This window comes from Streptomyces sp. MJM8645 (assembly GCF_001625365.1).
Taxonomy (GTDB): domain Bacteria; phylum Actinomycetota; class Actinomycetes; order Streptomycetales; family Streptomycetaceae; genus Kitasatospora.
This window is the reverse complement of the sequence record NZ_LJJF01000001.1, coordinates 6,300,791-6,310,000: the sequence shown is the minus strand read 5'-3', so window position 1 is coordinate 6,310,000 and position 9,210 is coordinate 6,300,791. Positions and strand designations below refer to the sequence as shown.

At 71.6% G+C, this 9,210-nt stretch carries 9 protein-coding genes; 5 read left to right on the top strand and 4 right to left on the bottom strand.

The genetic code is table 11. The features are described 5' to 3' along the window. Positions 1 to 313 precede the first annotated feature (313 nt). Genes A6F73_RS26885 through A6F73_RS26875 form a run of 3 tightly spaced genes read right to left on the bottom strand, consistent with a single transcriptional unit; the run spans position 314 to position 3,542 of the window. The gene (locus A6F73_RS26885) at positions 314 to 1,390 is read right to left on the bottom strand and encodes a low specificity L-threonine aldolase (RefSeq protein ID WP_063350140.1); all 1,077 of its coding nucleotides are present in this window, start codon (positions 1,388 to 1,390) and stop codon (positions 314 to 316) included. Beyond that, entirely contained in the window at positions 1,387 to 2,145 is a 759-nt protein-coding gene (locus A6F73_RS26880) for an SDR family NAD(P)-dependent oxidoreductase (protein WP_107452964.1), read from the bottom strand. The genes A6F73_RS26885 and A6F73_RS26880 overlap by 4 nt, the downstream gene beginning before the upstream one ends. Beyond that, positions 2,142 to 3,542 carry a DUF6421 family protein gene (locus A6F73_RS26875; RefSeq protein WP_063350139.1) on the bottom strand — a complete coding sequence of 467 codons (1,401 nt, stop codon included), beginning with the start codon at positions 3,540 to 3,542 and terminating at the stop codon, positions 2,142 to 2,144. The genes A6F73_RS26880 and A6F73_RS26875 overlap by 4 nt, the downstream gene beginning before the upstream one ends. 490 nt (positions 3,543 to 4,032) lie before the next feature. On the opposite strand from A6F73_RS26875, the gene A6F73_RS26870 reads away from it, so the two are divergent. From A6F73_RS26870 to A6F73_RS26850, 5 genes are all read left to right on the top strand, one after another. Then, positions 4,033 to 4,926: an ABC transporter substrate-binding protein gene (locus tag A6F73_RS26870; RefSeq protein ID WP_063350138.1), complete on the top strand. Its 894-nt coding sequence runs from the start codon at positions 4,033 to 4,035 to the stop codon at positions 4,924 to 4,926. Positions 4,927 to 5,102: 176 nt separating this feature from the next. Next, complete coding sequence (locus A6F73_RS26865; RefSeq protein ID WP_244293715.1) at positions 5,103 to 5,924, top strand: amino acid ABC transporter permease; 822 nt, start codon at positions 5,103 to 5,105, stop codon at positions 5,922 to 5,924. Further along, the gene (locus A6F73_RS26860) at positions 5,921 to 6,676 is read left to right on the top strand and encodes an amino acid ABC transporter ATP-binding protein (protein ID WP_063350137.1); all 756 of its coding nucleotides are present in this window, start codon (positions 5,921 to 5,923) and stop codon (positions 6,674 to 6,676) included. Before A6F73_RS26865 ends, A6F73_RS26860 begins: the two co-directional genes overlap by 4 nt. A gap of 315 nt (positions 6,677 to 6,991) precedes the next feature. Continuing rightward, positions 6,992 to 7,558 carry a DUF5134 domain-containing protein gene (locus tag A6F73_RS26855; RefSeq protein ID WP_063350136.1) on the top strand — a complete coding sequence of 189 codons (567 nt, stop codon included), beginning with the start codon at positions 6,992 to 6,994 and terminating at the stop codon, positions 7,556 to 7,558. Positions 7,559 to 7,698: 140 nt separating this feature from the next. Further along, the gene (locus A6F73_RS26850) at positions 7,699 to 8,646 is read left to right on the top strand and encodes a M56 family metallopeptidase (RefSeq protein WP_063350135.1); all 948 of its coding nucleotides are present in this window, start codon (positions 7,699 to 7,701) and stop codon (positions 8,644 to 8,646) included. A gap of 110 nt (positions 8,647 to 8,756) precedes the next feature. Here the strand turns inward: A6F73_RS26850 and A6F73_RS26845 are convergent, their stop codons facing one another. Then, positions 8,757 to 9,188, bottom strand: a complete 432-nt coding sequence (locus A6F73_RS26845; RefSeq protein WP_063350134.1) for a MarR family transcriptional regulator — start codon at positions 9,186 to 9,188, stop codon at positions 8,757 to 8,759. Between the last annotated feature and the right edge of the window lie 22 nt (positions 9,189 to 9,210).

Sequence of the window (9,210 nt, the reverse complement as noted above, 5' to 3'; positions counted from 1 at the left end):
ACCCCAGAAGAATCTGAGGCCGGGGATGTCAACATATCTGGCGTTGACTTTTGGCACGCTGTTGAGTTCTCAAGGAACGGACACTTCCTTCGGACCGCCTTCCAGCGGGCCCTCCGGGCGCTTCGTTCTTTCGTGTTTCAAGCTTATCAGATGTTTTCCGCTCCGTTTTCCGGAGTTTCATTCATCGGAATTCGCTTTCCGCTTGCCCCCGCTCTCTCGCGGCGACTCCGGAACTGTACGGGGACAGGCCCGCCACATGCAAATCGCCCCCGCCCGGGGTCCCGGGCAGGGGCGATCCGATGTTCAGGCGTCGTCAGACGCGGCCCATCTCCTCGACGATGGCCGCCACGAAGCCGTCGATGTCGGCCTCCGTGGTGTCGTACGAACACATCCAGCGCACCTCGCCGGTGTGCTCGTTCCAGAAGTAGAAGCGGTAGTGCTTCTGCAGCCGCTCGCTCACCTCGCGCGGGAGGATCGCGAACACCGCGTTCGCCTGGACCGGGCGCACGATCTCGACGCCGTCGATCCCACGGACGGCCGCCTCCAGCCGGCTGGCCATCGCATTGGCGTGCCCGGCATTGCGCAGATAGAGGTCGCCGGAGAGCAGCGCCTCGAACTGGACGGAGAGGAAGCGCATCTTCGAGGCGAGCTGCATCGAGGTCTTGCGCAGGAACTTGATGTTCCGCACCCGCTCGGGGTTGAGCACCACTACGACCTCGCCGAGCAGCAGGCCGTTCTTCGTGCCGCCGAAGGACAGCACGTCGACGCCCACGTCCGTGGTGAAGGCGCGCAGCGGCAGGCCGAGCGCCGCGGCGGCGTTGGCCAGGCGGGAGCCGTCGACGTGGACGAGCATGCCGAGCTGGTGGGCGTGCTCGGTGATCGCGCGGATCTCGTCGGCGGTGTAGAGGGTGCCGAGCTCGGTGCTCTGGGTGATGGAGACCGCGAGCGGCTGCGCTCGGTGCTCGTCACCGAAGCCCCAGGCCTGCTTGTCGAGCAGCTCGGGGGTGAGCTTGCCGTCCGGGGTGGGGACGGTGAGCAGCTTGATGCCGCCCATCTTCTCCGGGGCGCCGCCCTCGTCCACGTTGATGTGGGCGGATTCGGCGGCGACCACGGCGCCCCAGCGCGGGAGCAGCGCCTGGAGGGCAACCACGTTGGCGCCGGTGCCGTTGAAGACGGGGTAGGCCTCGGCCTTGTCGCCGAAGTGTCGGCGGAAGACGTCCTGGAGGTGGGCCGTGTAGTCATCCTCGCCGTAGGCGATCTGGTGGCCGCCGTTGGCGAGGGCTATCGCGGCGAGGATCTCCGGGTGCACGCCGGCGTAGTTGTCGCTGGCGAAGCCGCGGACGGCGGGGTCGTGCCGCCGTACCGCGTCCGTACGGGTGAGGTCGGTCATCGGGCTGTCAGCCACAGGTGCTGTCCGTTCAGTTCTGCTGCGGGGCGGTCCCAGAGGCCCGCCAGGTGTCCGGCGAGGTCGGCGGTGTCGGTGAAGCCGGCGAACTTCGCCTCCGGCTTCTCGGCCCGCATTTCGGGGCTGACCAGCGCCTTGATGACCAGGATGGCAGCCGCCGCGGTGGGCTCGCCGTCGGGGGCGGTGGTCTCCTTCTTGAAGGAGTCGGCCATGGCGAGGGTCCAGGCCTCCGTGGCGGCCTTGGCGGCCGCGTAGGCGGCGCCGCCGGCGGTGGGCTTGTGGGCCGCGGCGGCGGAGATCATCGCGTAGCGGCCGGCGGAGCTGCGGACCAGGGCGGGCTGGAAGGCCAGCGAGGTGTGCTGGAGGGTGCGCACGACGGTGTCGTGCAGGAAGTCCCAGTCGTCCAGGCGGGTGTCGAAGAAGGTCTTGCTGCCGCGCCAGCCGCCGACCAGGTGGAACAGACCGTCGACGTGGCCGTGCTCGGCCTCCAGGTGGTCGGCCCAGTCGTGGACCTCCTGCGGGTCGAGCAGGTCGATCACCTGTCCGCTGACCTTGGCCCCGCGCACGGCGATGCGGGTGGCGTCCAGCGCGGAGTCGAGTCGCTGGGCGTCGATGTCGGCACCGATCACGGTGGCGCCGTCGGCGGTGAGGCGGCGCAGCACCGCCTGGCCGGCCGGGCCGCTGGCTCCGGCGACGGCGATGACCTTGCCGGCCAGCGGGGACTTGGTGGTCGTGGTCACGCGGCGGCTCCCTGGATACCGGTGCCGGTGATGCCGGCGGTGGCGGCGATGACGCCGCCGAGCTTCTTGGACAGGGCCTCGTAGAACATGCTCAGCGGGAACTCGTCCGGGAGCACCGCGTCGCACAGCGCCTTGTTGAGGGCCTTGCCGTCGGTGATGTCGAGCGGCAGCGCGTCGGAGCCCTTCGCCCAGGTGGAGGCGGGGTGCGGGGTGAGGTAGCGGGAGACCAGCTCGTAGGCGGCGATCCAGTGGGCCGGCTTGGGCCGGTCGATGCCGTCGCGGTAGAGGGTCTCGATCTCGGCGCAGAGCGCGTTGGTGACCTGCGGGGCCCGGTCCCAGTCGATGCTGAGGCGGTTGTCGCGCCAGCGCAGCGCGTCGTGCTTGTGCAGGTAGGCGAAGAGCAGCTGGCCGCCCATGCCGTCGTAGTTGCGGACGCGGTCGCCGCTGACCGGGAAGCGGAACAGGCGGTCGAAGAGGACCGCGTACTGGACGTCGCGGGCGTGCGCGTTGCCCTCGGCCTCCAGTTTCACCGCCTCCTTGAAGGTGGTGAGGTCGCAGCGGAGCTCTTCCAGGCCGTACATCCAGAACGGGCTGCGCTGCTTGATCATGAAGGGGTCGAACGGCAGGTCGCCGTGGCTGTGGGTGCGGTCGTGGACGAGGTCCCACAGGACGAAGGTCTCCTGCGCGCGGTCCTGGTCCTTGAGCAGGCCCTCGGCGTCGGCCGGGATCTCCAGGCCGAGCTGCTGGACGGCGCTGGTGGTGACGGCGCGGAAGCGGGCGGCCTCGCGGTCGCAGAAGATGCCGCCCCAGGTGAAACGTTCCGGCGCCTTGCGCACGGCGACCGTCTCGGGGAAGAGGACGGCGGAGTTGGTGTCGTAGCCGGCCGTGAAGTCGGTGAAGGTGATCGGCACGAACATCGGGTTGTCGAAGCGGGTCCGCTCCAGCTCGGCCAGCCAGTCGGGCCACACGACGCTCAGCAGGACGGCTTCCAGGTTGCGGTCCGGGTTGCCGTTCTGCGTGTACATCGGGAAGACGACGAGGTGCTCCAGGCCGTCCTCGCGCTGGTCGGCGGGGTGGAAGGCGAGCAGCGAGTCCAGGAAGTCGGGCTCCCGGTAGCCGGTGTCGGCCCACTTGGCCAGGTCCGCGTCGACGGCGGCCAGGTAGGCGGCGTCGTGCGGGAACAGCGGGGCGAGCTCCTCGACGGCGCCGCGGACGGTGGCCACCAGCGGGTCGACGGTGTGCCGCTGGACGGCGGACAGGTCGATCGAGCCGTCCTTGGACTGCAGCGGGCGCAGCGTCTCGACGGCCTCCTTCAGGCGCAGCCAGGCCGGGTGGCCGGCGAGGGTCGAGACCGGGGCCTCGGCCGCCGCAGCGAGCCTTGGCGAAAGATTCTGCATCGGGGACTCACTTCGACAGGAGTTATTTCAACGGAGACACCATAAGTACGAAAGGTTCTCCTGTTCAAGGGGGTCGCGACCGACAAAGCTCCGGCGTGGCTCCGCCGAGGCCCGGGCGGGGCCCCGGGGCGCGGGCCCGCCGGCCGGGCGTCCGCCATGTGGACAGGGATCTGGATGTTCTGGACAGATGCACCGTCGGAATGCGAACCTCCCGCCATGCTCCCGGCGGCGATCACGGTGACCGAGTGCCACATCGGCCTGCTCCGGGTGCCCTCTCGTTGTCACGCCTGCTGTCGCGTGCGCGGCCTCTGCCGCCGCTGTCGCTGATCCGGCTCGGAGGGCACCGCGGACGCGGGCCCGTACGCCGACCATGCCGTGTGTGTTCCGGCGCCGCCACCGGGGGGAAGTGACCCGCCGGGCCCGCGGCCGGCCCCGGCCCGCCCCGTCGCCTCCCCTGTCCCGCCCTGCCCTTCCTCACTGGAGCCCTGCCATGACCATCCGCAAGCCGTCCGCCGCTCTGCCCCTCGCCGCGCTGCTCGCCGCGGCCGCCGCGCTGACCGCGTGCGCGCCGCAGGACGCCAAGTCCGACGGGGCCGCCGCCTCGGGCTCCTCGGGTGCGGCCGGTAGCGCCGCGGGCTGCGCGCCGGGAGCGCTGGCGACCCGGACGGCGGGGACGCTGACCGTCGGCACCGACAAGCCCGCCTACGACCCGTGGTTCACCGAGGACAAGCCGGAGAACGGCAAGGGGTTCGAGTCCGCCGTGGCCTTCGCGGTGGCGGAGAAGCTGGGCTACCCCAAGGAGAAGGTCAGCTGGGTGGTCGCGCCGTTCGGCAAGGCCACCTCGCCGGGGGCCAAGGACTTCGACTTCGACATCAACCAGGTGTCCATCAGTGACGAGCGCAAGCAGGCCGTCGACTTCTCCTCCGGCTACTACGACGTGCGCCAGGCCGTCATCGCGTTGAAGAACTCCAAGGCGGCGGGCGCGAAGAGCATCGCCGACCTGAAGGGCGCCAAGCTGGGCGCGCAGGTCGGCACCACCAGCCTGGACACCATCACCAACACCATCAAGCCGAGCGTCCAGCCGGCCGTGTTCGACTCCAACGACCTCGCGAAGGCCGCGCTGAAGAACGGCCAGGTCGAGGCGCTCGTGGTGGACCTGCCGACGGCCTTCTACATCACCGGCGCCGAGGTGCCCGAGGCGCAGGTGGTCGGCCAGTTCGAGGGGGCGTCGAAGAGCGAGCAGTTCGGTCTGGTGCTGGACAAGGGCTCGAAGCTGACCGGCTGCGTGTCGCAGGCGGTGGACGCGCTGCGCTCCGACGGCACGCTCGCGAAGCTGGAGAAGCAGTGGCTCTCCGACGCCGTCTCGGCACCGGTGCTCAAGTGAGCGGCGACGCGGTGGCGGCCGGTCCGGCGTCGGTCGCCACGGGCCGGGGCGGGAAGATCCGCGCCGGGAAGGGCCTCGACGGGGATGACCTCGACGGGAAGGGTCGCGACGGGAGGGGCCGCGACGGCGGCGGGGGCAAGGGGGACGACGACGGCTACCGCCCCTCCGAACGACGGCTGGCACACGAGGCGTACCGGCGCGGCCGGGCCCGCCGGTCGGCGCTGACGGCCGCCGGGTCGACCCTGGCGATGGCGGTCGCGCTCTACCTGCTGGTCGTCAACTCCCCCGGCTGGGAGGTGACTCGGAAGACCTTCTTCAACGCCGACTACGCCCGCCAGGCGCTGCCCGAGGTGCTGACGGGGCTGCGGCTCAACCTGGAACTGATGCTCGGCTGCGGCGCACTGATCCTGGTGTTCGGCCTGCTGCTCGCGGTGCTGCGGACGCTGCGCGGGCCGGTGTTCCTCCCGGTGCGGCTGCTGGCCACCGCATACGTGGACTTCTTCCTCGGGCTGCCGATGATCATCTGCCTGCTAGTGATGATCACCGGGGTGCCGGCGCTGCGGCTCAGCGGGGTGACCACCGATCCGCTGGTGCTCGGCGGGGCGGCGCTGGTGCTGACGTACTCCGCCTACGTGTCGGAGGTCTTCCGCTCCGGCATCGAGTCGGTGCACCCCAGCCAGCGGGCCGCGGCCCGGTCGCTCGGGCTCACCAACGCGCAGGCGATGCGGTACGTGGTGCTCCCGCAGGCCGTGCGGCGGGTGGTGCCGCCGCTGCTGAACAACCTGGTCAGCCTGCAGAAGGACACCGGGCTGGTCTCGATCGGCGGGGCGATCGACGCGGTGTACGCGGCCAAGATCATCGCGGCCCGGTCGTTCAACTTCACGCCGTACCTGGTGGCGGGGCTGGTGTTCATCGTGCTGACCATTCCGCTGACGCGGTTCGCCGACTGGCTGACCGCCCGGACGAACCGTCGGCAGTTCCAGGGAGGTGCGGTGTGAGCGGGGACGTGCTCCGGCTGGAGTCCGTGCGCAAGACCTTCGGCGGCCAGGTGGTGCTGCGCGACGTGGGGTTCGCCGTGCCCGAACACTCGGTGACGGCGCTGATCGGGGCGTCCGGCTCCGGCAAGTCCACGCTGATGCGGTGCGTCAACCTGCTGGAGGGGATCGACGACGGGGCGGTCTTCCTGGACGGGGAGGAGATCACCGACCCGCGCGCGGACCAGGACGCCGTCCGCCGCCGGATCGGCGTGGTGTTCCAGTCCTACAACCTGTTCCCGCACCTGACCGTGCTGGAGAACATCACGCTCGCCCCGCGCCGGGTGCACGGACGGGGGCGGGCCGAGGCGGAGGCGGAGGCGCTGGGACTGCTCGACCGGCTCGGGCTGGCGGCCAAGGCGAAGGAGTACCCGGACCGGCTCTCCGGCGGACAGCAGCAGCGCGTCGCCATCGTGCGGGCGCTGGCCACCGGGCCCCGGCTGCTGCTGCTCGACGAGATCACCGCGGCGCTCGACCCGGTCCTGGTCGGGGAGGTGCTCTCGGTGGTGCGCGACCTCAAGGAGCAGGGGATGACGATGGTCCTGTCCACCCACGAGATGGGGTTCGCGCGCGAGGTGGCCGACCAGGTCTGCTTCCTGGACGACGGGGTGGTGCTCGAACAGGGGCCGCCGGAGCAGGTGTTCGGCGATCCGCGGGAGGAGCGGACGCGACGGTTCCTCAGTCGGGTCGTCGCCTCGGGGCGGCTCGCGGGCTGAGCGCCGGCCGGGGCGGCGGAGCGTGTGCCCAGTGGCCGCACACCGGGGAGCACCACTGTGCGCCCCGGTGCGCGCCCTGCCCGCGCCCCGGCCACAGCGGTGATCGTGGACAGGACGACCGTCCAGACCGCGGTCGGCGGGCGATGGTGTGGCGGGCCGCGGGCGAGGAGCAGGGGCGGGAGACAGATGCCGGCGAACAGATAACAGATGACGTTATCTGTTATCCGTTATCTGTTCGCTGTCATCTGTCATCTGTTCGCCGCCCCCGCCACATCACCGCCGGCCGCCCGCCCCCGCCGCCCCGGGAGGCCGCCGTTGCACGGACCCTCGCTGATCAGCTGGCTGCTCGCGCTCCTCACCGCCACCGCCGGGGCCTACTGCCTCACCCGGCTGCGCCACTCCCCCTGCGCCGCCGGCACCACTCACCACTTCGGCGCCCGGCGCCTGCTCGCCCGGGAGTCCGACGCCGCCGAGGCCCTGATGGGGCTCGGCATGGCCGCCATGGCCGTGACCGGCGGCGCCGTCCCGGCCACTGTCTGGGCCTGGGTGTTCGGCCTCCCCGCCGCCGCCTTCCTGCTCGCCGCCGTACGCGCCCCGGCCCGCCGGGCACACCGGCTGCACCACGCGATCGGCGCGCTCGCCATGACGTACATGGCGCTCGCGATGACCGCCACCCCCGGCCATCACCACCACGCCGCCGACGCGGGCACGCCGCTGCTGACCGGCTCCCTCCTGCTCTACTTCGGCGCCTACTCCCTGTGGGCCGGCACCCGGCTCCTGCACACCCCCTCCGGGACCCTGGCACTCGGCACCGCCGGGCTGCCCCGGGCCTGCCGACTCACCATGGGCATCGGCATGTTCGCCATGCTCCTGACCATGTGAGCCCCGATCGATCCAAGACCCCATCCCTGACGTGGCGTTGGTCACTGGCCGGTCGAAAGCCGTTCCTCCGGAGGTCATCAGCGCATAGGTTGGCAGGGAGCGCGTTGTCGCGTTCCGTGCGTACTCGGGGAGCCCATGCGATGACTGCCCTGATCGGCCTGCTGCTGCTCGGACTGCTGCTCTCGACCGTCGCGCCCCGGCTGCTGGCCCGGGCCCGCTGGGCGGAGCGCGAACCGGTGCTGGCGCTGCTGGCATGGCAGTGCCTGGTGGTGGCCGTGCTGCTGTGCTGCGTCCTGGGCCTGCTGCTGGCCGCCTCCGCCGCGCTGCCCGAACTGCGCGCCCTGGTGTTCTCGGGCGCCCCGCACGGCGTCGAGGCCGCGTACGGCCTCCAGGACGCCGAGGGCTGGGGCCGGCTGTGCGCCGCGGTGCTGGCGGCGGGCGGCCTGCAGACGGTGCTGGCGCTCACCCGCGAGGTCCGTTCCGCGAAGGCGCTCCGCGACCACCGGCATGCTCAACTGACGGTCCGGGCACCGGAATTGCCGGAGGCCATCGCGGCCGCCCGCAGCCGCCGGGAGCGGCTGGTGGTGTTGGAGAACATCCGCCCGGAGGCGTGGTCGCTGCCCGGCCCGGACTCCCGCCTGGTGGTCACCACCGGCGCCCTCCAGCAGCTGACCGACCGGGAGTTGGCCGCTGTCCTGAGCCATGAGCGCGGGCACGTCCGGGCCCGGCACCACTGGCTCCAGCAGTGCGCCCAGGCGCTCGCCTCCGGCTTCCCCGGGGTCGGCGTGTTCAGCGCCTTCCGGGCCCAGGTGGAGGAGCTGGTGGAGCTGGCGGCCGACGACCGGGCCGCGCGCCGGCACGGCCGGCACACCACTGCCCTCGCACTGGCCGAACTCAACCTGGACCGCGGGGTGTTCGGCTCCTGCCCGCCCGGTCTGGCGCAGTCCCCGCGACGAGTGGACCGGCTGCTCGCGGGCCGCCCGCGACTGTCCGTCCCGCACCGGCTGCGGCTCACCGTCGTCGCCCTCGCCGCACCCGCCGCAGCCGTCCTGCTGGCCGTCGCGCCGGGGCTGACCTCGCTCCTCTGAAAAGGGGCTCACCCCTCCGAAAAGGCCCAACCCAACCGCCAGCCCGCCGGATTGACGCCGAGTCAGGTTGCCGAAGGGACAGTTTGCCGGCGGGACGGCTTGCCGGCAGGTCAGCTTGTCGGCGACTCGTCCAACGGCCCGAGCGGGGCACCGAGGGTCAGTTCGAGCACCTCACGATGGAGCGGCCTGGCCTGCTCGTACCGCTCCCGACCGATCCCGGTCAGGGTGATCACGATGGCCCGCCGGTCACTCTCGCACATCGCCCGGGTGACCAGCCCACCCTTCTCCAGGCGGGCGATCACCCGGGACAGCGCACTCTGGCTGAGGTGGACGGTGTGGGCCAGCTCCTGCGCCCGCAGCGCATGGCCGCCGCCCTGGCACCCCTCCACCAGGCGCTCCAGCACCTCGAACTCGCTCACGCCCAGCCCGCACTTGTCACCCAGCTCGCGATCGAGCATGCAGGCCGTGGCGGCATGCCGGGCCAGCAGGTCGCGCCATTGCGCAACGAGACCGGCCTCCGCCGGGGAGTCGAGATCAGCCACGGTGCCACCCTAGCATGTGCGC